Below are 23630 nucleotides of genomic sequence, written 5' to 3'. Positions count from 1 at the left end.
CGTGGCGGGGGACCGGAAGCACGGATGGAGACGGCGCGGCGCGGAGCCAAGCTCAACGCGCTCGCGCGGGGAATGTCACAGAGAACCCATGGGCAGAACCGTAGACCGGGCCCCCGGTGCCCGCAACGCATTTATGGGAGGACCGGGGTGGGGACAGGGCGTCGTGTCAGGCCCGGTCAGGCCAGGCTCAGCGTCCGGTCAGGCCCGGTTCAGCGTCCGGCTGATGCCCGCCAGGACCGCCGTGGTGAGCAGCCAGCCGAGCGCGGTCAGCGAGTAGCCGAACCACTGTTGCGCCCCGGTCCAGTACCAGGCGGTGCGCTGGCCGAGCCCGCCGATCGGGATGAGCAGGTCGAGGGTGTAGACGAGGGGGTTGAACGGGATGCCCTCGCCGGGCTTGACCTGGTGCGGCGCGCCGTGGCGGAAGACGAGGGTGCCGAGCAGGGCGAGGCCGCCGAGCCACAGCACGGCCTGCCAGGGGCGGTAGCCGTATCCGACGGTGGCGTCCAGCACCCGGCCCCAGAGCCGCCCGGGCAGGCCGAGGGTGCGCCGGCGCCGGCGCTGCTTCTCCAGGAGCACCCGGCGGGCGTCGTCGTCGTGGCCGATCTTGCGGTACCAGGCGGCGAGTTGCTCGTAGGGCTGGGGGGAGTAGCCGGGCAGCGAGGCCAGCCAGGCCAGGCGGCGGGAGACGCGTTCGGGGGCGGCGTCGGTCTGGAGGGAGGTGTAGGCGAAGCCGTCGAGGCGGGTGTCGGCGGGCCAGCTGCGGGCGTTGTCGTGCAGGACGGCGGTCTGCGCGTCCTGGAGGTCGACGGTGCCGTCCGGGGTGGCGGCGGGTGTGAGCTGGAGGTCGCCGGCGGTCAGCCGCTTGCCGTCCAGGGCGACCGTCCCGCAGCCGTCCAGCACGGCGCCGTCCAGCGTGAGCCTGCTGCGGATCGCCGCGCCGGGCAGCCGGATCGAGCCGACGGCGGTGAAGCCGTCGGCGAGGGCCAGGGTGGAGGCGCTGAGGTCGTCGCCGGTGAGCGCGTCGCCGCCCCGGTTGTCGATCCGGGCCCTCTCCATGAACAGCCCGCCGTTGAACCGGGCGCCGACCAGCCGCAGACCGCCGCGGGCGTGGAAGCCCTTGCGGGCGAAGCAGCCGCCGTCCATCACCAGGCCGCCGGCCCACAGCGCCCAGACGCCCGGGGCGCGGGCCGGGTCCGGCTCACCGCCGTCGAGCAGTTCGGTGGCGGTGAGCCGGGCTCCGCTGAGCCGCAGTTCGCCGGTGATGTGGGCGCGGGTGAGGGTGAGCCGGCCGTCGAGGACGGATTCCTCGAAGAAGAGGTTGCCGTCGACCTTCAGCAGCCAGCCGTCGAGCCCGGGGATGCGGCAGCGGCTCAGGCTGGTGGACCTCAGCGTCGCGTCCCGCAGCACCACCTGCTCCTCGAAGTGGCAGCCCTCGACGCGGAGTTCGCCGGCCGCCGTCAGCCCGCGCAGGTCGAGGCGTCCGGTGATGCGGGCGCCGATCAGGTACAGGACCCGGACCGGGCCCGCGGGTCCTTCTCCGCCGAGCAGCGCGGTGGCTATCGCCTCGGCGCGCACCGTGCGCCCGTCGCCCCAGGCCGCGCCGCCGACCGGGTCGTCCTCGGCGGGGTCGCCGCCGCGCAGGTCGACCGGCGCGCCGGTGGCGCAGGCGTCCCAGATCCGCTGTTCGGGCCCGGTCAGGTCCTGGTAGGTCAGCATCCCGCCCCCCTCGGTCGGTGATCACTCGCGGACCGCAGCCTAGCGTCCGGGATCGGTGCCGCCCGTCCGATCCTCTGACGATCCGTTGATCGCATGGATTCCGGAGGCCGGAGCTGCTGACCCGGCGTCGCCCCGTTGATAGGTTGGCTCGCCGAGCCGATCCACGACGTCATCGCCCGGGGGGCCCGATGAGCCAGCCGCCGCAGTACCCGTACGGCCCGCAGGACCCGTACCAGCAGCAGCCGCCGATGCCCCAGCAGCCGCCGCCCATGCCCCAACAACCGCCGGCCGTACCCCAGCAGCCGCCGGCCTACGGCGCCCCGCCGCCGTTCCCCGGCCAGGCCTACCCGGCGCAGCCGTATCCCGGGCAGCCGTATCCGGCGCACCCCGCGCCGTACGCGCCTCCGCTCGCGCCCCCGCGAAACTCCGGCAGCCCGGTGGGCGCGTTCTTCCTCGGCTTCGCCGCCTCGGTGGTCGTGTCGGTGATCTACGGCGCGATCGCCGTCTTCACGTTCGACGAGGAGCAGTCCAGGTTCAGCGTGCACGCGCTCTACCTGGCGCACGCCCTCGTCAACGGGGCGGTGGTGGGCCTGCTGGTGGGCCTGGTCGGCCGCCGTAGCCCGGGGGCGTGGATCGCCGGCGCGGTCGTGGCCATGCTGGGCGCCTTCTTCGGCTACGTCAACGCGATCCCGTTCATGGTGCTCCGCCAGAGTGGGGTCGACGGACTGGAGTTCATGCTGGAGAACGAGCCCTTCGGTCCGGTCAAGGGATGGTGGGGTGGCTGGGACGGGACCGAGTGGCTCGCCCTGCTGGGCCTGGGGATCGCCGCGCTGGCGGCCTGGGGCCTCGCCTTCCTGACGGGCCGCAACCGCCGCTGACCCGGCCGGGACGCGTGCCCTACTTCGCTCCGTCCGGTTCGTCCGGCTCGGCGCCCGGCGCGGTGTCGGCGAGCGCCCGCAGCCCGTCGGCGTCGCACGGTAGACCGTTGAGGTCCAGCACCTCGCGCAGGTTGACGTTGAACTCCCAGGCCTTGGTGCTGTCGGCGATCGCGCGGACCACGGAGCGCTGCGCGTCCGTGAGCGGCTCGCCGTCGCCGTACGCCTCGGTCGGGAAGACGATGTCGAGCAGGGCGCGGGCGACGGTGACGGCGTCGATGGCGCCGACCTCGTCCAGGACGGCGGACAGCTCGGCCAGCAGCGGTTCGGCCTGCTCGGACGGCAGCAGCGCCAGGGCGGTGACCGCATCGGTGGCCGGGTCGCCCGACCCGAGGTACAGCTCGTCGAAACCGACGGCGTCCAGGTCGCCGCGGAGCACCTCGACGAGGACCCGGGCGCCCGGACCGGCGGGGGAGCGGGCGGTGCGCACCCAGGTCAGGGCGGCGCAGAAGCGCAGCAGCGGATCGTCGTCGGCGAGGTGCCGCTCCAGCGTGGGAAGCGTGTCGGGGCCGGCCTCGTGCAGGGCCAGACCGAGCAGGATCTCCGCGCGGATCCCGGGCTCGGGTTCCAGGGCGAGGCGGTCGTGCAGGGCCGCGGCCGCCGCCGCGCCCGGCGCCGCGGCGAGCAGGACGACGGACGGGCGCCGGATCGCCGCGTCCCGGTGGGCGGCCTGGGCGGTCCAGGTCGGCACCGCGTCGGTGAGGACGGTGAGGATCTCGTGGTAGGCGGGCTCGACACCGCTGTCGGCGAAGTGCCCGCCCGGGCCGGCCCCGTCGTCGGCCTCCTCGTCGGGGAGGGCGGTGAGGACGTCCTTGAGTTCGTGGGCGGCTTCGAGGTCGCCGTTGCGCGTCGCGATGTCGGCCAGGTACCTCAGCAGCGCGGTTCGGGCGTCGGTGGCCTCGACGCGGTCGACCAGCGCGGCCAGGTACCGGAACGCCGGCCCGGTGGCCTCCGTGACGGTGTGCTGGTGCAGCAGCATCTCCGACAGCTGACCCAGCGCCAGGGGGAACGCCTGGAAGCCGGGGACCGCCAGCCCCTTGAGCAGGAACGGCACGTCGTCCGGGGTGCCGAAGAAGGTTTCGAGCTCGCCCCACGGCACCGTCCCGACATCGTGCAGCTCCCTCGGCACGGGCGCCGCGCGCCAGGCGTACAGGGTGTGGGCGCTCCGGCCGAGACCCTCACCGCGGGCGAGGTCGAGACCGTCGAAGGTCACGGTGCCCGGCTCGGCGCCGTCGGTGCCGAACAGGCGCCAGGTCCCCACCGGGCCGCCACCGATGCCGGGCTCGACGTACCCCTCGGCGATCACCGCCCCGTCGGCGTCCAGGGCGCGCCACTGTTCGACCGCCGCCCCCTCGACCGTGACGTCGGTGGGTGCGACCTCGGCCGCCAGGGTGCCGTCGGCGTCGTACCAGCGCTCGGTGAGCAGCACGTCCTCGTGCTCGGTGCGTTCGGCCCGCAGCGCGCCGTCGCCGTGGAACCGCCGGTGGACGGTGGTGCCGTCAGTCGGCCACTCGCGTTCGCGGGCGGGTTTGCCGCCCTCGTACTGGCGGACCGACAGTGGGCGGCCGTCCGGCCGGTACCGGTTCACCCGGTAGAGGGTGCGGGAGCTCAGGTACGTCCGGCGCTCCACCGGCCTGCCGTCGGCGAAGTCGGCCTCCTGGTAGCCGTGGTAACAGCTGCCGGGCTTGTAGTAGCTCGGCCCCTCGGTGTCGGAGGTGCTCTCCCAGGCCTGCTCCCAGAGCCGCCAGGTCCCGAGCGCCTTCCCGGTCGCCGCGTCGATTTCGCCGGTGACGTACGCCAGCAGGCCCGCCACCCACACGGCGTCCTCGGGGACGCCGTTCGACGGCACGGCGGGCGGGGTCCGTACGTCGGCCAGTTCCACGGCGCCGGTCGCGTCCGAGGCGAGCAGCCGCAGCGCCAGCTCCGGCAGTCCCTCGAAGGCGGCGTGCCGCACCGCGCCCGGCGAGGCGCCGAGGCCGGCCGCCAGGCACAGCTCGACCGAGGCGGCGTCGCCGTCGCGGGCCGCCTCGATCAGCGGGCTGGTCCTGGCGTCGCCCCGGGGGAAGCGGGCGGCCTCCTCACCGTCCCGGTGGTGGACGAGCCGCTCAGGGGCGCCGTCCGCCGTCCAGTGCCGGGTCACACCCACCAGCCGGCCTTCGCCGTCCCATCGGGGAGCCGACCACTGGCCGCTCGGCCAGCAGGTGGCGATCTCCGGCACACCGGCCGGCCGCTCCGGCGCGGGCTCGCCGGCGGGGGTCAGCTCGGTGCCGTCGGCGGCGTAGCAGGCCTGACGGATCCGAACCCCCTGGTCGTACTCGTGGACCACGGTGCGGAGGGCCGCAGGCAGGCCGTCGAAGGAGAACGGGTCACGGCTCGGGTGGTCGCTGCGGTGGCCGGTGACGGTGACCGGCGTGCCGTCGCGGAGCTCGGCACGGACCGCCAGGGTGCCGTCGTCGTGGTAGCGAAGCAGCGTCCCGTGCCGCCTGCCGTCCCGCCAGTCGCTCTCCTCCAACGGCGTCCCGTCGGGGTGCCACAGCCGCCACCGCCCGGTGGGCCTGCCGTCCTGCCACGCCCCGAGCCCCCACGCCGGCCACTTCGGGCCGCCGTCGTACAGCTCCCATCCTTCGAGGTACTCCGCCTCGGCGGGGACGCCCGCAGATGCCGAAGTCCCCACCCTCACATGCTGATCGTCAGACATGACCCGTATGCAAGCACCTTCCACCGACATTCCGTATTCGGGGGTCGTTTTATCTGACGGTACGTCAATTTGATACTCAGGGGCTTGTGCCGAGGGTCAGGGCGATCGCGAGGAGTGCCACCAGCAGGGCGAGCGCCAGGGGGCCGCAGCCGCCGGTTCGCCGGTCCGCCGGCCGCGGGTGCGCCGAGGGCGGTGGCCCGTCGCCGGGACCCTCCCGGTCCCCCTCCCCGTTCCCTCTCCCGCTTCCCTTGCCGGCCCACGTGCGCCCGTCCGCGACGCTCCCGGGTCGCTCGGGAACGTCCACCGCGAACGCCGCGCAGGCCGCGCCCTGTTGGGCCGCGACCGCGGCCACCCGCAGGGCCACCCCGGACCGCGCGTGCGGCGCGCCGTGCACCCGCCCCGCCGCGTCGGCCCCCGGGACGCCGAAGCGGGAGGCGATGTCCGGGCCCGGTCCGGCGAGGTCCGGCGGCACCGTGTAGCGCAGCTCGATCCGGCGGGTCGCCCCGGCGGGCAACGGCTCCTCGACGGCCCGGCGGTCGAAGTCCAGCCGCCCTTCGACGGGTTCGACGGGCTCGACCCGGAAGCCGGTCGGGCGCGGCCCCTCGTTGTGGACGAGCAGGTCGAGGGTGACCGTGCCGCCGGCGGTCCCGAACCGGCGCGGCGGCTCGCACCAGGCCCGCACGGCCGCGCCCGGACCCGCCCGCAGATCGGTGCCGCAGTACTCGCCCGGGCAGTACACGCCGAGCCGTTCGGCACCGTCCGTGCGGCTGCCGCAGAGTTCGCAGTAGAGCGCCATGGTCCCGCCTCCGTCCCGCCTCCGTCCCGCCCCGGGGTTACCCGGCCGCCCGCCGGAGCAACCGCCGCCGCCCGGACCGGAGACGCCCCGTGACCGGCGTGGGGCCCGTCCGCCGGGCGCGGTCAGGGCGACGGCCCGGCGGTGGCGGGCTGTTCGGCGTCCCCGAAGCGGGCGAGGGTGAGCGCCCCGAACACCGCCGCCGCGAAGCCCAGGACGGTGAGCGGCGCCGCGTCGTGCCGGGTGCGGTCGCCGAGCAGCAGCACGCCGACGACGGCCGGGCCCAGGGTCTCGCCGAGCACCATGGCCGCCGTCGCCGCCGTGACCGACCCGTTCTGCATGGCCCAGGTGAGCGCGGCGAACCCGCCCAGTCCGGCGAACGCGATGGCGTAGGCGGCCGGTTCGGTCAGCAGGCCCGGCAGCCGGGCGTCCGGCAGCACCCGCACGGCGACGCCGACCACACCGAACTGCAGGCCGGCGACCAGTCCCAGCAGCGGGGCGCGCCGGCTCCCGCCGAGCCGCACCACCGCCCACCCGGCGCCCGTCAGCAGCACCGCGACGAGCAGCACCGCGAGCCGTAGCGACGGGGTGCCGTGGCCGGGGCCGTCGCGCCCGGCGCTGACCGCGAGCACGCACAGCCCCACGCACACCGCGGCCACCCCGGCCCACTCGCTGCGCCGCAGCCGCACGTTCAGCACCCGGGAGGCGCCGACGGCGGTCACGGCGAGCGCGGAGGCGAGCACGGCCTCCACCTCGTAGAGCGGCAGCCGGTCCAGCGCGAGGAGTTCGGCGCCGAACCCGAGCATGTCCATCCCCACCCCCGCGAGGAAGGGCCACTGCCGGAACGCCCCCGCCAGCGCGGCGGCCCCGCCGGGCCGTTGCCCGGCCGCGGCACGACGGGCCCCGGCCGCCTGGAGCACGGTGGCGGAACCGGTGAGCAGAGCGGCGGCCAACGCCGCGAGCAGGCCGAAGGGCATGCGCCGACCGTACGGGCCCGCTCCACCCGCATCCCGCTCCGGCACGCCGGGTGCGCCATCGCGGAGGCGGGCCGGGCCCGATTGTCAGAGGGGGGTTCTAGAGTGCCGACCAACGCCGGAGTACCCGGATCCGCCCGGGTGTCGCGGCCAGGAACCGGGGGTGCGGTTGTGCGTTTCTTCGAGGTGACGGGAGCCCCGTCGGGCGAGGACCAGGCTGCCTGGCTGGCGTACGCGGAGTGGCTGACGGCCGCGGGGGATCCGCGGGGCGAGGCGATCCGGCTGGAGCGCGCCGGCGGGGACCGGGACCGTCTGGCGGAGGTGTACGCGGAGGTCGAGCGGTACCTGGGGCTGGACGCGTTGCGGGCGGACGGGTCGTGGCGGTTCGGCTGGTCCGGCGGGTTCCTGGAGGAGGCGGCCTTCCGGCTGGTGCCCGGCGACCCGTCGCGGCGCCGGGCCCTGGTGGCAGAGCTCCTGACGGAGCGTCCGGGCGGCTACCCGGAGGACGTGGACGTGGACCTGGACCTGGAGTTGAGCGACCCGGAGCAGTGGGAGGGCGTCCTGATCGCCGCGGTGCTCGCCCACCCGGTGAGCCACCGGCTGCGCGAGCTCGACCTGCGGCTCACCGACTACCACCACTCCGCCGAGCGGGCCGCGACCGCGCTCGCCGGTGCGACCCGGCCCCGGCTGGAGCGGCTGTCGTTCGGCTACGACTTCGAGTACCTCTTCGAGCACGGGAAGGGGTCGGCGGGCAGCCGCATCGACCCGATGGAGCACCACGGAGAGGGGCTGGTGCGGACGGAGATCTGGGGGGCGCTGCCGGCCCTGCGCACCCTGGAGCTGGAGGGTGCGTTCCTGTTCGCCTTCGTGGACCACGACGGTCTGACCCGGCTGCGGACCCGGGGCGCCGTGATCTCCGACGGCTCGGTCTTCCTCCCGGGGCGGCTGCCCGCGCTGACCTCCCTGGAACTGGAGTTGGAGAGCGACGTCTTCGGGGTCGCGTGCTCGGTGGACCAACTGGACGAACTCGCGACCACGGCGGACTGGTACCCGCACCTGAGGAACCTCGACCTCGGGAGGGTGGAGTTCGATGCCGGGACGTCCGAGGTGCTCGCGGCCCTCGCGGAGTCGCCGCTGCTGCCGCGGCTGGAAGCGCTGACGGTCCGGGACCTGGTGATACCCGAGGAGGAGGGTGGTGCGGTGTGGCTGGCGGCGCTTGCACCGCAGTTCGCGCACCTCGTGCTGAGGGTGGCGGGCGCCGTCGAGGTGGAGGGTGTGAGCGAGGAGGAGGTGGGCTGGGTGCTGCCCGGGCTTGTCGGACGAACGGAGGGGGCCGGGTGGCAGGGGCCGAACGGCGGGTGGGAATCAGGCCCGGTATCTGATTGTCATGCACAGATTGGACGTGATGTTACTTGCGGGTAGTGTGGCGGCGTCCGACAGGCGAACGACTCGTCGCCCGCCATGCTCTGAAGGAACGTCACGTGTCACGACCCGGCTCCCGCCGCCGCGGCCGCCACCCTGCTTGCCGCCGCCCCACCCGCGCTCGCCCGGGCGGCGTCCGGGGTGCCTACCCCTCACCTCGACGCCGTCGAGCGGGTCCTGCGGGAGGTGTCCCCCGGGCTGGAGGGCACCGTGTGGGAGCACACCGAGGGCAACGGCCTCGCCGGAGCAGAGAACCCCGCCGCCCCGGCGGACTGGCTGCTCCAGACGCCCGGCTGCTGGGGTGACGCCACCCACCTGCGCCGACCGGCCCGGCACCCGAGCCCTGCTCGCCAGGATGGCCGCCGACATCGCCGCCGCCACCCGCACTGTCGACATCTCCACCCTCGCGCCGTTCCCCGACGGTGGCTTCCAGGACGCCCTGGCGGCCGGCCTCAAGGCGTCCGTTGCCGTAGGGCACCGCCCCGTGGTCCGTATCCTGGTCGGCGCTGCGCCGGTCTACCACGCCAATGTGCTGCCGTCCCGGTACCTGGACGAGTTGGTCGCCCGCCTCGGCCCGGCAGTCGGCTCGGTCGGCCTCAACATCGCCTCGATGACCGCCTCGCGCACGGCGTTCTCCTGGAACCACTCCAAGCTGGTGGTCGTCGACGGACGCACCGTCATCTCGGGTGGCGTCAACGGCTGGAGGGGCGACTACCTCGACACCGCCCACCCCGTCTCGGACGTCGACCTCGCGCTGACCGGCCCCGCCGCGACCGCCGCCGCCCGGTACCTGGACACCCTCTGGGAGTGGACCTGCGCCCGCACCGGGGTGCTCGACAACGCCTGGTTCGCGTCCTCCGGCCCGTCTGGTGTCGGTGCCTGTCGCCCGTCGATCGAGCGCGAGTTGAACCCGCCGGCCCCCGCCACCGGCACCGCCCCCGGCGCGGCGGACGCCCGGTGCAGCCCCCTCGCGCTGCACGACAACACCAACGCCGACCGCGACTACGAGACCGTCAGCCCGGAGGGGAACGCCCTGCGCCCTCGTCGGCAGCGCCCGCCGGCACATCGAGATCTCCCAGCAGGACCTCAAGGTCACCTGCCCGCCCCTCGCCCGCCACGACGCCCGCCTGTACGACACCCTCGCCGCCAAACTCGCGGCCGGCGTCAAGTCGCTCATCGAGATCAGCGACCTCCTCAAGTCCCGCCTGACCACGCTCACCGCCGACCCGGCCCGGGCGACAGCGGCACCCTGCGGCAACCTCCAACTCGCCACCTTCCGCGCCGCCCCCACCGCCACCTGGGCCGACGGCCACCTGTACGCGCTGCACCACAAACTGGTCGCGGTCGACGACGAGGCCTTCTATGTCGGCTCGAAGAACCTCTACCCCGCCTGGCTTCAGGACTACGGCCACATCGTCGAGGAGCGCGGGGCAGCCGCCCAACTGGACCGGGAACTGCTCACCCCCGAGTGGCACTACTCGCGCACGACGGCCACCGTCGACTGGACGACGGGGCTCTGCCGAGCCTGACCGGGCGACTCATCCAGCGCACTTCGGCCACCACAACGCTGGGAGCGACCTCAACAACATCGACCGGGCGCAGCCGCGTCAAAGGCACGCACATTTGTTGGTGTTGAGCAGGAAGTCGGCCAGTCCGACTTCCTGCGCAAGCTCGGCCGAACCTGGATAGGCTGCTCCAGCACCCACCCGCGAAGCACCCCAAAAGCCCGAAATGCCCGATTCTCAACAAGTTGCAGAATCCCGCCCCACCCCCGCATAAACCCGCAGCTCACGAACTCTGCTCCCCACGCACGCGGGGATGGTCCCTCCCTTGCCGTCGATGCCGGCCATGGGTGCCTCTGCTCCCCACGCACGCGGGGATGGTCCCAGACGTGGTGTGTCGGCCGGAGTGCTCGGTGGCTGCTCCCCACGCACGCGGGGATGGTCCCCAGATCCTGGCCGGCGATGTCACGGTGGGCCACTGCTCCCCACGCACGCGGGGATGGTCCCAGCCCGAGCGACTCGGCGTCGTACTCAGCCCGCTGCTCCCCACGCACGCGGGGATGGTCCTGTCGGCCGGAATCGTACGGTCGGCGAATTGGGCTGCTCCCCGGGCACGCGGGGAGCAGAGGTCGTGAGCTTGGGCTCCATGTGAGCGTGGGACGGGATTCAGCAGGAGCTTCGGCCGGGGCGGGCTGAGGTCGCAGGCGCTCGACCGGAAGTGGGCATGGCGGCATCGCTTGGATGGCTGACAATTCGGCAAAGAGGACAACCAGAGCGTCAGGTGGTCCGAGAATCAGGACTTCGAGCGATGTCGTTTACGTCCTCACAGTCAGTCGTCCAGCGGAGATGGGTCGGTGGCCGCGGCGCCGTCACGGGTGCGCTCGCGGGCGGCGCGGCAGGGGAGGTGGCGGGTGAGGGCGTCGCTGCAGTTGGCGGCGGCCATCCGTTGCAACAGGGCGGCCAGGCGGGTGACGAGTGGGCGCAGCCGGGCGCGTAGGGCAGCGTCGGCGCGGGCGTCGAGACGCTCGATGGCGGAACAGAGACGGGTGACGAGGTGTGCGGTACCGCGAACGGCGCGGCGGAGGTGGCTCACGCGAGTGCAACCGGTCCGTCATCCGCCCGGTTCCGGTCCGGGGCCAGGTGGCCGATGGCAGACCCGTTCCCGCGCGCCGGGCGCGCCCGGTCCGCGCCCGGCGCATCACCAGGGGCGTCTTGAGGCCGAGCATCACGGGGGAGGAGAGAGCGCCACCGCCGGCCGGTACCGGGACTGGATGTGGCCGGTGGATGTGGAGCGCCAGCCTCACCTTCCACATACGGCCCGAACGCTTGCTCAGTCGCGACCTTGGGCCCGTCTGACCACCGGCGTGCCCCGCCTCAAACGGCGGGGCGGGCCGGCACAACTTCTGCGCCGCTACTCGCCGCTGGAGTCGTCGACCGACTCGGTGAAGACGTTGGCCCCGGCCTGGACCAGCGCGCAGTCACGGGCGCCCACGAGCCCTGATCCGTCTCGCACCCTGTCCGTCTGCTCCCGCCACCGCGCCGACAACGGCCACTGTCACAGCCGAGAGAATCGTACGAGCGCGCAGGGCAGTCTCCTTGAGTCACAGAACGGACAGCTCGTCTTCCGCCGCGCGGGCGCGCGACGGCGGGCCGACTCACCGAACCACCATCCCAAGCGGTCCCGGGACGCCATGGCGTTGCCTCACCCGACGGATGTCATGCGTCGGCGACCGCATTGCCGATCCGACAGTACGTTGGGTTGATCGGCTGCCCACCGGGTTGCACCTCTCAGTGGGCGCTGCGCGGCCGCGAAATCGGCGACCCCTGTGCCCGGCGGCATGGCGGGAACGACGTTAGTCTGACTCAACCTCCGGCCGTGGCCGACCATCCATCGATAGAGTTCTCCCACGCCCGCCGAGAAGTATCCCGAAGGCCCGAAATGTCCGATTCTCAACAAGTTGCAGAATCCCGCCCCGCCTCCGCATAAACCCGCAGCTCACGAACTCTGCTCCCCGCACACGCGGGGATGGTCCCTGATTGATCGTGCCATGGGATGGATCAGGAATCTGCTCCCCGCACACGCGGGGATGGTCCCTGGCCGACGCAGAACCACTCCGAGAGGTCGGCCTGCTCCCCGCACACGCGGGGATGGTCCCTCCACCTGCACCGCGGCGCGGCCGGCGCCGTCCTGCTCCCCGCACACGCGGGGATGGTCCTGCCCCGCGGAACGCGGCGTCGAGGATGGCGAGCTGCTCCCCGCACACGCGGGGATGGTCCCTGGCATAACGCCCAAAGCGTCGTCAAGTACCGCTGCTCCCCGCACACGCGGGGATGGTCCCCGCAGCGCTGGCAGTACCAGCCCACCAAGCTCCTGCTCCCCGCACACGCGGGGATGGTCCCGCCGGCACCCTGCGGTGGTACCAGTCCATGTTCTGCTCCCCGCACACGCGGGGATGGTCCCCCCGGGGTCGGCCGCTTCTGTTGTTGGGTGCCCTGCTCCCCGCACACGCGGGGATGGTTTCGCCGGCGGCCCCTGCCTGGCTGACCGGGGCGTCTGCTCTGTAGGTTTTCGAATCCCCTGTCATTTTCTCAGTCGCGATGTCATCTGACTGGCCGATCTGACACGGGATTGAGAATCGCTGTTCGCAGCAGGTAGTTTGCGGAGGACAGAGAGAAGAGTTCGCATGGACTCCCGGATCGCCCGCATCCGACGCAAGCTCGCCAAGGTGCCCTATGCCGCGCCGCGAAGCTACTCCTTCGGTGAAGAGAAGCACGGGTTCCGCCTCGAACCCCCGTTGCCAGCCGCGAAGGTCGCCGAGTTCGAGGCCGACCACCGCATCGAACTGCCCGAGTCCTACCGCAGTTTCCTGACCACGCTGGGCGGGGGCGGAGCCTCGCCGTTCTACGGCCTGCTGCCGTTGGAGGCATGTCGGTTGTTCACGATGGACCTCCGCGCCGAGCCTGGCCGCCCCCGGGGGTTCACGTTCGCCGGCGGACCGCCTCACCGAGGTGATCTGTTCCTGCACATCATCGAGGCGGGGTGCAGCGACCTGGTGCTTGTCGGCATCACAGGGCCCCTGGTCGGCCGGGTCGTCACCGGGAACGCCGACGGCTTCTGGGGTCCCAATGTCTCGTCGGCCACCGACTTCCTGGCCTGGTACGAACGCTGGCTCGACCACATGCTCGACGGCCGCGACAACCGCGACCTGGACCTGACCTCACCCGCCCTGCGTGCGCCGGTCGACCGCATCCTGAGGCAGCACCGGGATCGCGAGGCTCTGTCACGCTACTGAGAATCCGGAGTCATGTCATCCGATTGAGAATGGGCCGGAGGCGCTGGTCGCGCGGTCGATCACATGACATCGAGGCTGAGAACCTACATGCTCCCCGCACACGCGGTGTGGTTCTGCAGCTTGTTGGGGATTGGGCAACTCGGGCCTGTGGGGTGTGTCGTGGTGGCTGGTGGTTGGTCTGCGTGGCGCAGGAAGTCGGGCTGGCCGACTTCCTGCGCGGCGGCGGGGCCTGTATCAGGGACTCCAGTGGCGCGGGTGTGGGGAGGAAGGTCTGGGCGAAGAGGGTGGCGGCCGAGGTGCGTGAGGCGTATGCCGGTGGCGATCATGTCGTCGCTGCTCCGGGGCCGCCTTCTCGACCAGGGGGAGGGCGAAGGCGTCGACCGGCTTGCCGGCCTGTGTGGCTCGCCGGGGGCTGAGCGAGGCAGGTCGCCGCAGCAGGGGTGGAGGCGGGTGTCCGCAGGGTGCCGGGGATCTCGCCGAGGGTGAACTCGCGTTGGTCGTGTCCCTCCGGGAGCGCTCTGAGCGGCGCTCCCGGACGAGGTCGGCAGGCGGCGGGAAGGTGTTCGGATTCGGTCACCTGACGGTGTCTCGATCGAACGGCGCGCCGAGACTGGTCGTGGCACCCCGGCCCGGGGGAGCGGGGTGCCATCCGGGGCCATAGGCGACCGGCAATGGCCATGCCATTGTTACAAGATGTACTGATTTTCTCCACAGTTGCTCCCGGGGCCCTACCATCCTGCGCGGGGGTGCCGGAGGTCCTTCCTCCCGCCACCCGTGCGCCCTGCGCCGCCGCAACTCACTTGCGAGGAAACGTGTCTGACTGGTCGTTGGCGATCGATTTCGGTACCTGCTTCACCACCGCGGCCGTGCGCGTCGAGGCCGATGTCGCGGCGGCGGTCGAGATCGAGAACAGTCGCTACCTGCCCTCCCTGGTCTGCCTCGACGACGACGGCCGGCTGCTCACCGGCCGGGCCGCCGTGCAGCTCGCCGCGCAGTGGCCGGAACGTGCCGAGCAGCACCCCAAGCGGGCGCTGCTCCGGCAGTCGGCGGTGCTGCTGGACGACCGGGAGGTGGCCACCGTCGAGCTGGCCGCCGCCGTGCTCACCCGGGTGGTGGGCGAGGCGCGGGCGCAGCGGGGCGGGACGGCGCCGGGGCGCGCGGTGCTCACCCACCCCGCGGACTGGTCGCCGGGTGATCTGGAGCGGCTGGTCGAGGCGGCCGGACGGGCCGGGGTGGACGTACCGGAGTTGCTGCCCGAGCCGGTCGCCGCCGCCCGCTTCCACGCGGCGGACGCCCGGGCGACGGGTGACCGCGAAGGAGGCGGCGATCGGCCGATCGCCGTCTACGACCTCGGAGGCGGCACCGTGGACATCGCGGTGCTCCGCCGGGAGGCGGACGGCTTCCGGGCCGTCGCGGTGGCCGGGAATCCGGACTTCGGTGGCCGCGACCTCGACCAGGCCCTCTTCGAACTGCTCCGCGACCGGGCGCTGGACCTCGACCCCGAGCCCTGGCGACGGCTCTGGGCCGACCCGGCGCCCGCCGCAGCCCACCAACGGGCGCAGCTCGCCCGCGAGGTGACCCTCGCGAAGGAGTCGCTGTCGGAGACCGGCACGGTGTACCTCGCGGTGCCGGGCTACCCGGACCGGTTCGTGGTCCAGGGCGGCGAGTACCGGGAGGCCGTCGTTCCCGCGCTGGCCGCCTCGGTCGCGCTGCTGGAGCGGACGGTCGTCCGGGCCGGTCTGACCCCGTCCGACCTGGGGGCCGTGGTGCTCTGCGGGGCGGCGAGCCGGACGCCGCCGGTGGCCGACCTGGTCGGCACCTGGCTGGGCCGGTCGCCCGACCTGGCGGCCGACCCCAAGGCGGCCGTGGCCCTCGGCGCGCTTGCCGACCTGCCAGCCCCTCCGACCCCGGCCGACACCGAGGAGGCGACGGCGCAGGAGGCGACCGAGCAGGAGGCGGCCGCGTCCAGCCGCTGGACCGTCGCCCACTACCCGGACGAGGTCGATCCCGAGCTCTGGTTCTGAGCCGTCGGCCCGGGACCAGAGAAGCCGCAGTACCCCAGAGCCCCAGAACCCCAGAACCGCCGCACCGCGCCCCGCCCTGCCCGAAAACGGACCGCCCGTCCGAGGAACCGGCCCGCGAGAACCGCGAACCGCGAGGGAACCGCATGGACATCGTGATGCTCGGCCACAGCGCGGCCGGGAAGACCAGCTACCTCTCCCTGATGTACGCCGCCATGTGCGACGGCGTCGAGGGCATGACCCTGCGCACCGCCGACCGCGACGCCCACCGCTCCCTGCTCGCCGACGCCCGCGCCATCCTGCGCGGGCGCTACCCCAGGGCCAGCGACCGGCCCCACCGCTACGAGTTCGTCCTCTGCCACGACGGCGACGAGATCTTCCCGTTCCGCTGGACCGACCATCGCGGCGGCGCCCTCACCGAGCACCGGCGCTCCAGTCCGCAGGCCGCCCGGCTGCACGACGACCTGGTCGCGGCGGACGGCATCGTGCTCTTCGTCGACGCGCTCCGCCTGGACACCGACCCGGAGGCGGCCGAGGACGTCCGCCGGCTGGTCGTCCGCGTCCACCAGGCGGTCGCCGACCGGGAGGAGAGCGTGATGCCGCTGGTGATCGCGCTCACCAAGACCGACCTGGTCGACCTCGGCGCGCCCGACGCGGAGGAGCGCTTCGTCGGGCCGTTCCTGCCGTTGATCGAGGCGGTCCAGGAGACCCGGCACATCCAGGGGGCGTTCATCCCACTGGTCTGCGGGCCGGAGCCGGAGGGCGTGGCGCTGCCGGTGCTCTGGACGCTCCGGTTCGGCATCATCGGCCGGGCCATGGAGCTGTCCGCCTCGATCGACAGCCTGATGGCCTCCGCCCGCCAGGCCGACCAGCGCGACACCCTGTGGGACCGGGTCAGCAGCTGGTGGGAGGACGAACCGTCCTGGGCCTCCATCCGCGACCGCGACCGCGCCCTGGCCGCCGACGAACTGGCGCGCCTGGAGCCGCTGGTGGAGCCGGCCGACCGGCTCGGCGAGTTGCTGGAGGACGTCCTCTCGTTCTGAACGGCCGCCACGGGACACGCGAGACCGGACAGACTCCGCCGCCGAACGCCCCGCCACCACCGACGACGACCCTGCCACAAACGACCCCGCCACAAACGACCCCGCGAGACGAAGGACACCGCACAAATGACGGTCCCCACCCTCACCCTCACCCTGCTCGGAGCCAGCGGCTCCGGCAAGACCGCCTACCTGCACGGCATGTACAACCGGCTCTCCATGGGCGTGCAGGGCTACTACCTCTACACCACCGACCCCGACCTCGACCTCGACCTCGCCGAGGACTGGGCCCGGCTGCGCCGCACCGGCACCATGCCCAAGGCGACCTCGGACCGGCCGATCTCCTACGAGTTCGTGTTCCGCCGGGGCATGCGCGACCTGATGACGATCGACTGCGTGGACTTCCGCGGCAACGCCGCCCTGGACCGCCGGGGCGCCGCCGAGGACGTCGCGCTGCTGGAGGACCGGCTGATGCGCTCCGACAGCATCGTCCTGGCACTGGACTCCGAGCACGTGGCCGAGTGGATCAAGGCCGGTGCACCCGGCAACCTCGACCGGGACGACGACCCAATGGAGATCTCCCGGTTCAGCCGCGCCATCTCCCGGGTCTTCAGCAACCGCCTGGCGGAGGGCGATCCGGTTCCGAGCGTGACCGTCCTGCTCACCAAGGCGGACCTGCTGGCCGAGCGCACCGGTCTGCGGGCGTCCGAGGCGCTCCAGATGGCGGGACGGAACTTCCCCAAGCTCGTGCCGGTGCTGGCCGGCGACGACGCCGAGGGCGTCACGGTGGCGCTCTGTGCCGTGCAGCTCGGCAACTTCGGCGCGGCGGCGCAGGCCACCGTGGACGCCAGCCGGATCGCCCCGAAGAACCTCCACCTGCCGATCATCTTCAGCCTCCGCCACTACCTCAGCGAGGGCATCGTCCGGAACCGGCAGGAGATGGGCCGGCTCGCCGAGAGCCTCGACACCTCGCGCGGCGAACTGGCCGCGCTCAGCCAGGGGTTGTTCGGCGGGCTGTTCAAGGGGGCGCAGAAGAACAGCGCCCGGCAGGAGATCGATCGGCTGCTCGCCAGCAGCTCGGCGACCTCGGCGGACCTGCAACGGGCCCAGGAGCGCTGCCGTGAGCTGGACGACGAGCTTCGGGGCGTCGCCATCTTCCGCGACGGCCGGCTGATGACGGACTGAGGGGCGTACGCCATGACGACGAGGAACACGACCCGGGGGCCGGAGCCCGAGCACGCCGCCGACGCGCTGGACGGCGCCGTCCCCGGCGGCTGGTCGGCGGTGGTCTACGGCCGAACCCTGAGGGTCGACCAGTGGTGGCGGGCGCTGCCCGCCGGTGTCGATCGGCAGGGGCCGGTGGGGGACGCCGTGCGCGCCGCCGTCGCCGGCGGGAGCCGGCTGGAGTACGGCCCGCGCTTCCTGCTGCACCGTGACATCAGGGGTGTGCTGGTCGGGGCCGCCTGTGAGCTGGGCCTGATCAGCCGGGAGATGGTGCAGGACCGTTTCGGCCGTCCACTGTACGGCTTCGTGGGCTGGTACCGGCCCGCGTCGGCCGACACCGGCGGGAGGGTCCCCACCCTGGCCGAGCTGACCGGGCACCTGGCCGACTGGGCCGGGCCGGTCTACACCGAGTGGATCGCGCCGACCTGGGAGGCGGTGGGGCGGGAGGAGGCCGAGCCGTGGACCACCCGGCCGGTCGCCGCCCCCTGGCCGGAGCGGGCACCGGGGGCGGCGGGCGGCCCGGCGGTGCCGTCGGCCTGGCGGCCCGCCCTCCCGGCGGGAACCCACCTGCTACCGGAGGCGGACGCCCACGGCGTCTGGGCGGCGGCCGCCGCCGGGCCGGGCCGGTGCGTCCTGGTCACCGGCTGGCGGCGGCGCTCGGACGCCGACGCGGACCGGCTTACCCACCTGACCAGCGCGGACTGTCAAGGCTACGAACTGCTGCGACCCCCGCCGCCTCCGCCGCCCCCGACCCCGCCCGTTCCCCCGAAGACCAGGCCCGTGCCGGAGCAGGGCCCCGCCTCGAAGCCGGGCGCGAAGCAGGGCGCGAAGTCGGATGCCAAGTCGGACGGGAAGTCCGGTTCGTCCCCGTGGGGGAGGACCGCGCGCGGCCTCGGGAAGCTGGGCAAGGCGATGGCCGATGTCTTCTGGTCGGAGGAGCCCGAGCAGCCGGAGACCGGGCGGAATGAACCGGAGCGCGCGGAGCGCCCGGAGAGCACGCCGAAGCGCACGGACGGGCAGACATCCGACCACCGGCCGTCCGACCGCCAGCCGTCCGGCGGCCAGGCTCCCGGGGTGCGGCCCGGCGGCGGGACGAGGTTCGGCCAGGCCCGGGTGCCCGGCCGCGATCCGTACGACGGCCTCGGCGAGCCGCTGCCCGGCCCGGCGCGCCCGGCGCCGTACGGGGGCGAGCGCGCGGCGCCGCCCACACCACCCACGCCGAACGCCCCACCCGCACCGAACGCGCCGGCGGCGCCACCGGAGGCGCCGCCGCGCTGGCGGAACCGGTCGGTCGACCCGCAACAGGCCGACCTGTCCGGCATGTTCGGCGACTTCGACGACGACCCCGAACCACCGCCGCCCACCGCCCCCACCATCCCGGCCCCCACCGCCCCGGCCCCCTCGGACCCGCCCGCGCAGCCGCCGAAGGGACCGTGCACCGACCCCGGCGACCGGACCGACCCCGCCACGGGAGGACCCTCATGACCCCGCCCCGCCCCGAAGCCCCTTCCCACGCCCGCGTCCTGGACTTCGCGACCCGCACCGCCGACCTCCTCGAACGCGCCGCCCGCACCGCCGCCGCCGAAGCCCCGGCCGAGTCCCCGGCCGGAGCCCCGGCCGCCGCCCCTGCCGAGGACCAGGGCGGTGGCGCCGCCTCCAGCCCCGCCTCCAGTTCCGCCTCCAGCCCCGCCGACGGCGCCCGCCGCCTGCGCGCCGAAGCCGCCCGGGCCGCCGACGGCGCCGCCTCCCTGGTCGTCGTCGGCGAGAAGAAGCGCGGCAAGAGCTCCACCATCAACAGCCTGGTCGGCGTCTGGGACCTGCTCCCGGTCGACGCCGACGTCGCCACCGGCGTGCACGTCGTCGTCCGGCACGGCGACCGGCCGCGCGCCGAGGCCTTCCTGCTGCCCGGCAACCCGGCCCCCGAGGCCGAGCCGCGCCCGGAACCGATCCCGCTGGAGCGGATCGCCGAGTACGCCGCCGTCGACCCGGCCACCGGCCGCCCGCACCGCCTCGACGTACACCACGTCGAGGTCGAACTGCCCGTCCCGCTGCTCGCCTCCGGCCTGGAGCTCGTCGACACCCCGGGCGTCGGCGGTCTGCTCAGCGGCCACGCCCAACTCGCCCTGGCCGCCCTGGAGAACGCCGACGCGCTGGTCTTCGTCGTCGACGGCTCCAGCGAACTCACCCGATCCGAACTGGACTTCCTCGCCCGCGCCACCGAACGCACCGCCGAGACGGTGTTCGTGCTCACCAAGACCGATAGCCACGACGCCTGGCCCACCATCCTCGAACGCAACCGCGAACTGCTCGCCCGGCACGCCCCCCGGCACGCCGGTGCCCCCTGGTTCCCGGTCAGCAACCGGGCCCGCCGGGACGCCGCCGAAGCCGCCGGATCGGGTGAACTCCAGGACGCCGCCGAGCTGTTGGAGGAGAGCGGCTTCGAGCCACTGGACGCGCTGCTGCGCCGCCGGATCGCCGCCCGCGCCGCCGAGCTGCGGCTGGCCAACGTGGTGCACGTCGCCCTCGCCGCGCTCGCCGCCCCGCTCGCCGAGCAGGAACTGCGCCTGCGCTCGCTCCAGCAGGACCCCACCCTCGCCGCCGAGGTCGAGCGCGCCGAGGAGGCGCTGCGCCTCCTCCAGTCGGAGAGCGCCCAGTGGCGGCGCGCCCTGACCACCGGTGCCCGCGACCTCAAGAACACCCTCCAGCTCGGCTTCCGGCGCAGCCTCAACGACGTCCGCCGGCTTGCCGAGGCGAAGATCGCAACCTCCGAACCCACCACTCTGGCACAGGAGTTCCCGGCCGAGCTGGAGGCCCAGGTGGAGGCGGTCTGGCTGCAACTGGACAACGCCGCCCGGCGCGGCCTGGCCGTCCTGGAGGAACGGGTGCGGCGCGAGTGCGCCACGGTGCTGGACGCCGGTCGCGCGGACGCCGGGCGGGCGGGCGGCGGGCGGTCGCCCGGGACGGAGATCGCGGTGGTCGACGACGGCGCCGTCATCCGGGCCGAACGCGGCGCCGGGCTGCCGGAGATGGTGCACTCCACGCACCAGGACGGCGGTCCGCTCGGCGTGATCGAGAGCGTCATCCCGTCGGTCGGCACCGCCGCCACCTTCGGCACCGTGGTCGCCCTGGTCACCAGTAGTGTGCTGCTGCCCGCCGTGGCCAGCTACGCGATGCTCGCCGTGCTCACCCGCCGCCGTCGCCGGCGCGCCGAACTCGGCCGGGTGCGCGGCGACGCCACCCGCCACCTCAACCGGGTGCTCACCGAGCTGAGCACCGAGATCCCCGCCCAGATCACCAGCCACGTCGACGAGTTGACCGACCGCCTCGCCGTCGCCCTCGACCAGGCGATCGCCGACGAGCGGCTCCGGCTGGAGCGCGGACTCGCCGACCACCGCCGCGACCTGGCCACCGCCGCCGCCGACCTCGCCGCCGCCCGCGACCGCGTCAAGCGCCGGATCGGCTCGCTCACCGCCCTGCGCGACGAGGGCCTCGCCCTCGCCCACGGCCTCGGCGCCACCACCGGCTCGCCCGACCCGGACCGGAGCTGACCCCATGGACCTGACGAACCTGCGGGTGGTCGCCCTCGGCCACAGCAGCGCCGGCAAGAGCACCTACCTCGCCGCGATGTTCAGCTACCTCGCCGCCGGCCGCAAGGGCTTCCGGATGGTCACCGCCGACAGCGGGACGGCGAGCCAACTGAAGGAAACCGGAAAGCTGTTGGGAAAGGGGATCTACCCGCCGCCGACCTCCCGGAGCACCGACCTGGAGGCCGGACTCGAGTACGGGCGCAGGGAGGTCGCGGGCTTCCACTGGACCGACTACCGGGGCGGCGCCCTCACCAGCTCGGCCGCCGACGACCCGGAGACCAGGAAGCTGCTGAAGCGGCTCACCAAGGCCGACGCGGTGGTCGTCTTCGCCGACGCCCACCGCCTCGCCACCGACCCCGACTCCCACGACGAGGTGCGCCGCACCGTCGTCCTGCTGCACCGGGCCGTCGGCGACGGGTCCACCCCGCTGCCGATCGTCCTCGCCTACACCAAGTCCGACCTGGTCACCGACCCCGCCGACTGGGCCAGGGCGCGCGCCGCCACCGCCCCGCTGGAGGAACTGATCGGCAGCGGCGGACGGGTCCGCGGGACGACGGTCGCGGTCTCCTGCGGGCGCTCGCCGCGCGGGGTCGCCGTGCCGGTGCTGTGGTGCCTGTCCACCCTGCTGGCCCACGAGGCGCAGCAGGCGCAGGAGCGCCTGGAGACGGCGAAGGAGTTCGTCAAGGACCTGCGCAAGGAGGCCAACGGGATCGACAGCATGGTCTCCTGGTTCAAGGGCGTCGAGAGCGCGGCCAAGCGGCTCAAGTTCTGGGAGGAGGAGTTGCGCGAGAGCAAGGAGGAGGTGGCCGGGCTGCGCCGACCCGCCCAGCGCCTGGCCAGGCTGCTGGAGCGCGAGCAGCGAGGAACCGCCCCGCCGGCCGGTGCCTCCGCACCGGCGGTGACCCGGTGACCTTCCCCCCGTCGGGCGCCGAACTCGCCCCGGTGGTGGCCGGGTTCTGCGCGGAACTGGCGGGCCGGCTGCCACCCGGCCCGCCCGCCGACGAGGTGCGCGCCATCCACAGTCGGCTGGCCGGGCACACCCTGCGGATCGCCGTCGGCGGCCGGATGAACGCGGGCAAGTCCACCCTGGTGAACGCCCTGCTCGGCCGCCGGCTGGCCGCCTCGGCCGCCACCGAGTGCACCACCGTGGTCGCCTGGTTCCGGCCCGGCCGGCTCAACCGGCTCCAGGTCCGGCTGCGGGACGGCACCGTCCACTGGCGGCCCGGCGGCCTGCCGCGCGACCCCCGGGACCTCGGCGTCGGCACCGACGAGATCGCCGAGGTGGTCGTGGAGGCCGCCGGCCTGCGGCCCGCCGGTGACTGCGTGCTTGTCGACACCCCCGGCCTCGACTCGCTCAGCGGCCTCGACGAGCCCGCGCTGGACGCCCTCGCCCGCGCCGACGCGACGATCTACGTCATGCCGCACCCCGGCGCGGGCGACGCCGAGGCGCTGGGCGCCCTGCGCGCCCAGGCCGACGGGCGGATGACCGCGCTCAACGCCGTCGGCGTGCTCAGCCGGATCGACCTGCTCGGCGAGGGCCACGGCGATCCATGGCCGCGCGCCCGGCAGGTCGCCGCGACCAACGCCACCCGGCTCGCCGGACTGGTCGACGAGGTGCTCCCGGTGGTCGGCCTGCTCGCCCAGACCGCGCTCGGCGACGACTTCACCGAACCGGACGCCGCCCTGGTGCGCCGGCTCGCCGAAGCACCCGCCGGCGACCTGCGCCGCGCCCTCTACTCCGGCCGGCGCTTCCTCGACTGGGACGGCGCACCGCTCACCCGCCCCGAGCGGGAGCGCTTGTTCGGCCTGCTCGGCGTCTACGGCATCGACACCGCCCTGAAGGCCGTCCGCCGGGCCCGCGCCGAGGGCCGCCCGATCGGCGCCGCCGCCCTGCTCGCCGAGTTCCGGGCGGCCTCCGGCATCGCCGCGGTCGTCGAGCACCTGCGGCTGCGTTTCGTCGACGCCGCGGACGCGCTGCGCTCGGCCGCCGCCCTCGGCGCCGTCGAGGCGGCCCTCGGGAGCGGGGAGGGCCTGCCGGCCGACGTGCTGCACCAGGCCCGCACCCGGATCGGCGACCTGCGCCGCCACCCGGAACTGCGCCGCCATGAACTCGCCCGGGCCCTGGCCGCGGTGGCCGGACACCGCCTGGAGCTCGACGAGGACACCGCCGCCGCCCTGATCGCCCTCGCCACCGGGCGCACCCCCGCCGCCCGCCTGCGCCTGCCCCCGGACGCCGGACCCGCCGAGCTGCGCCGGGCGGCGGCGCGCGCCGCCCGCGACTGGCGGCGCCTGGAGGACGGCCCGCTGCGCGACGTCGGCCGCTACGCCCGGATCGCCCGCGAACTGTGCGAGGGCATCTACTTCGCCACCCCGCCGGCCTGATCGCCCGCGAGCAGGACGAGGGTGGGGGCTGCAGCGGTTACCC

At 74.1% G+C, this 23630-nt stretch carries 15 protein-coding genes and 2 CRISPR repeat arrays; of the genes, 10 read left to right on the top strand and 5 right to left on the bottom strand.

Annotated elements, in window-relative coordinates; all coding sequences use genetic code 11:
- Window positions 1–198 precede the first annotated feature (198 nt).
- Window positions 199–1716 carry an oxidoreductase gene (locus ACFZBX_RS23425; RefSeq protein ID WP_391535731.1) on the bottom strand — a complete coding sequence of 506 codons (1518 nt, stop codon included), beginning with the start codon at window positions 1714–1716 and terminating at the stop codon, window positions 199–201.
- Between the two features lie 188 nt (window positions 1717–1904).
- Between ACFZBX_RS23425 and ACFZBX_RS23420 the strand changes: the two genes are divergently transcribed.
- On the top strand, window positions 1905–2594 hold the full coding sequence (locus ACFZBX_RS23420) for a hypothetical protein (protein WP_391535730.1): 690 nt from the start codon (window positions 1905–1907) through the stop codon (window positions 2592–2594).
- A 19-nt stretch (window positions 2595–2613) separates the two neighbouring features.
- Here the strand turns inward: ACFZBX_RS23420 and ACFZBX_RS23415 are convergent, their stop codons facing one another.
- The 3 genes from ACFZBX_RS23415 to ACFZBX_RS23405 form a co-directional block, all read right to left on the bottom strand.
- The gene (locus tag ACFZBX_RS23415; protein WP_391535729.1) at window positions 2614–5349 is read right to left on the bottom strand and encodes a toxin-antitoxin system YwqK family antitoxin; all 2736 of its coding nucleotides are present in this window, start codon (window positions 5347–5349) and stop codon (window positions 2614–2616) included.
- Window positions 5350–5425: 76 nt separating this feature from the next.
- Window positions 5426–6145 carry a hypothetical protein gene (locus ACFZBX_RS23410; RefSeq protein WP_391535728.1) on the bottom strand — a complete coding sequence of 240 codons (720 nt, stop codon included), beginning with the start codon at window positions 6143–6145 and terminating at the stop codon, window positions 5426–5428.
- A 122-nt stretch (window positions 6146–6267) separates the two neighbouring features.
- Window positions 6268–7119 (bottom strand): hypothetical protein, encoded by an 852-nt coding sequence (locus ACFZBX_RS23405; protein WP_391535727.1) that lies wholly within the window; start codon window positions 7117–7119, stop codon window positions 6268–6270.
- Window positions 7120–7287: 168 nt separating this feature from the next.
- Between ACFZBX_RS23405 and ACFZBX_RS23400 the strand changes: the two genes are divergently transcribed.
- On the top strand, window positions 7288–8538 hold the full coding sequence (locus ACFZBX_RS23400) for a hypothetical protein (RefSeq protein ID WP_391535726.1): 1251 nt from the start codon (window positions 7288–7290) through the stop codon (window positions 8536–8538).
- 1013 nt (window positions 8539–9551) lie between these two features.
- Here ACFZBX_RS23400 and ACFZBX_RS23395 read toward each other — a convergent pair.
- Complete coding sequence (locus tag ACFZBX_RS23395) at window positions 9552–9950, bottom strand: hypothetical protein (protein WP_391535725.1); 399 nt, start codon at window positions 9948–9950, stop codon at window positions 9552–9554.
- Between the two features lie 385 nt (window positions 9951–10335).
- A CRISPR array of direct repeats spans window positions 10336–10668; the repeat unit is 28 nt; unit sequence CTGCTCCCCACGCACGCGGGGATGGTCC.
- Window positions 10669–12045: 1377 nt separating this feature from the next.
- Window positions 12046–12562: direct repeats of the CRISPR family, unit length 26 nt; unit sequence CTGCTCCCCGCACACGCGGGGATGGT.
- A gap of 162 nt (window positions 12563–12724) precedes the next feature.
- Between ACFZBX_RS23395 and ACFZBX_RS23390 the strand changes: the two genes are divergently transcribed.
- The 8 genes from ACFZBX_RS23390 to ACFZBX_RS23355 all read left to right on the top strand — a co-directional run bounded on the left by ACFZBX_RS23390 (window position 12725) and on the right by ACFZBX_RS23355 (window position 23587).
- Window positions 12725–13333, top strand: a complete 609-nt coding sequence (locus ACFZBX_RS23390; RefSeq protein ID WP_391535724.1) for an SMI1/KNR4 family protein — start codon at window positions 12725–12727, stop codon at window positions 13331–13333.
- A gap of 812 nt (window positions 13334–14145) precedes the next feature.
- Window positions 14146–15357, top strand: a complete 1212-nt coding sequence (locus ACFZBX_RS23385) for an Hsp70 family protein (RefSeq protein ID WP_391535723.1) — start codon at window positions 14146–14148, stop codon at window positions 15355–15357.
- Window positions 15358–15500: 143 nt separating this feature from the next.
- Window positions 15501–16397 (top strand): hypothetical protein, encoded by an 897-nt coding sequence (locus ACFZBX_RS23380; protein ID WP_391535722.1) that lies wholly within the window; start codon window positions 15501–15503, stop codon window positions 16395–16397.
- 126 nt (window positions 16398–16523) lie between these two features.
- Window positions 16524–17579 (top strand): hypothetical protein, encoded by a 1056-nt coding sequence (locus ACFZBX_RS23375; RefSeq protein WP_391535721.1) that lies wholly within the window; start codon window positions 16524–16526, stop codon window positions 17577–17579.
- 12 nt (window positions 17580–17591) lie between these two features.
- The gene (locus ACFZBX_RS23370; protein ID WP_391535720.1) at window positions 17592–19103 is read left to right on the top strand and encodes a hypothetical protein; all 1512 of its coding nucleotides are present in this window, start codon (window positions 17592–17594) and stop codon (window positions 19101–19103) included.
- Entirely contained in the window at window positions 19100–21166 is a 2067-nt protein-coding gene (locus ACFZBX_RS23365) for a dynamin family protein (RefSeq protein ID WP_391535719.1), read from the top strand. The genes ACFZBX_RS23370 and ACFZBX_RS23365 overlap by 4 nt, the downstream gene beginning before the upstream one ends.
- Before the next feature lie 4 nt (window positions 21167–21170).
- Window positions 21171–22115, top strand: coding sequence for a hypothetical protein (locus ACFZBX_RS23360; protein WP_391535718.1), 945 nt, complete (start codon window positions 21171–21173; stop codon window positions 22113–22115).
- Entirely contained in the window at window positions 22112–23587 is a 1476-nt protein-coding gene (locus tag ACFZBX_RS23355) for a dynamin family protein (protein ID WP_391535717.1), read from the top strand. Before ACFZBX_RS23360 ends, ACFZBX_RS23355 begins: the two co-directional genes overlap by 4 nt.
- Window positions 23588–23630: the final 43 nt, after the last annotated feature.

The sequence above is a fragment of the Kitasatospora sp. NPDC008115 genome, from assembly GCF_042957205.1.
Taxonomy (GTDB): domain Bacteria; phylum Actinomycetota; class Actinomycetes; order Streptomycetales; family Streptomycetaceae; genus Kitasatospora.
The sequence above is the reverse complement of the archived record's forward strand: the minus strand, read 5'-3'. Positions and strand labels throughout refer to the sequence as shown.

What these genes read in the sequence shown, in the direction of transcription:
- ACFZBX_RS23425 (WP_391535731.1), bottom strand. Translation starts at nt 1,716, where the DNA reads ATGCTGACCTACCAGGACCTGACCGGGCCCGAACAGCGGATCTGGGAC.
- ACFZBX_RS23420 (WP_391535730.1), top strand. Translation starts at nt 1,905, where the DNA reads ATGAGCCAGCCGCCGCAGTACCCGTACGGCCCGCAGGACCCGTACCAG.
- ACFZBX_RS23415 (WP_391535729.1), bottom strand. Translation starts at nt 5,349, where the DNA reads ATGTCTGACGATCAGCATGTGAGGGTGGGGACTTCGGCATCTGCGGGC.
- ACFZBX_RS23410 (WP_391535728.1), bottom strand. Translation starts at nt 6,145, where the DNA reads ATGGCGCTCTACTGCGAACTCTGCGGCAGCCGCACGGACGGTGCCGAA.
- ACFZBX_RS23405 (WP_391535727.1), bottom strand. Translation starts at nt 7,119, where the DNA reads ATGCCCTTCGGCCTGCTCGCGGCGTTGGCCGCCGCTCTGCTCACCGGT.
- ACFZBX_RS23390 (WP_391535724.1), top strand. Translation starts at nt 12,725, where the DNA reads ATGGACTCCCGGATCGCCCGCATCCGACGCAAGCTCGCCAAGGTGCCC.
- ACFZBX_RS23380 (WP_391535722.1), top strand. Translation starts at nt 15,501, where the DNA reads ATGGACATCGTGATGCTCGGCCACAGCGCGGCCGGGAAGACCAGCTAC.
- ACFZBX_RS23375 (WP_391535721.1), top strand. Translation starts at nt 16,524, where the DNA reads ATGACGGTCCCCACCCTCACCCTCACCCTGCTCGGAGCCAGCGGCTCC.
- ACFZBX_RS23370 (WP_391535720.1), top strand. Translation starts at nt 17,592, where the DNA reads ATGACGACGAGGAACACGACCCGGGGGCCGGAGCCCGAGCACGCCGCC.
- ACFZBX_RS23365 (WP_391535719.1), top strand. Translation starts at nt 19,100, where the DNA reads ATGACCCCGCCCCGCCCCGAAGCCCCTTCCCACGCCCGCGTCCTGGAC.
- ACFZBX_RS23360 (WP_391535718.1), top strand. Translation starts at nt 21,171, where the DNA reads ATGGACCTGACGAACCTGCGGGTGGTCGCCCTCGGCCACAGCAGCGCC.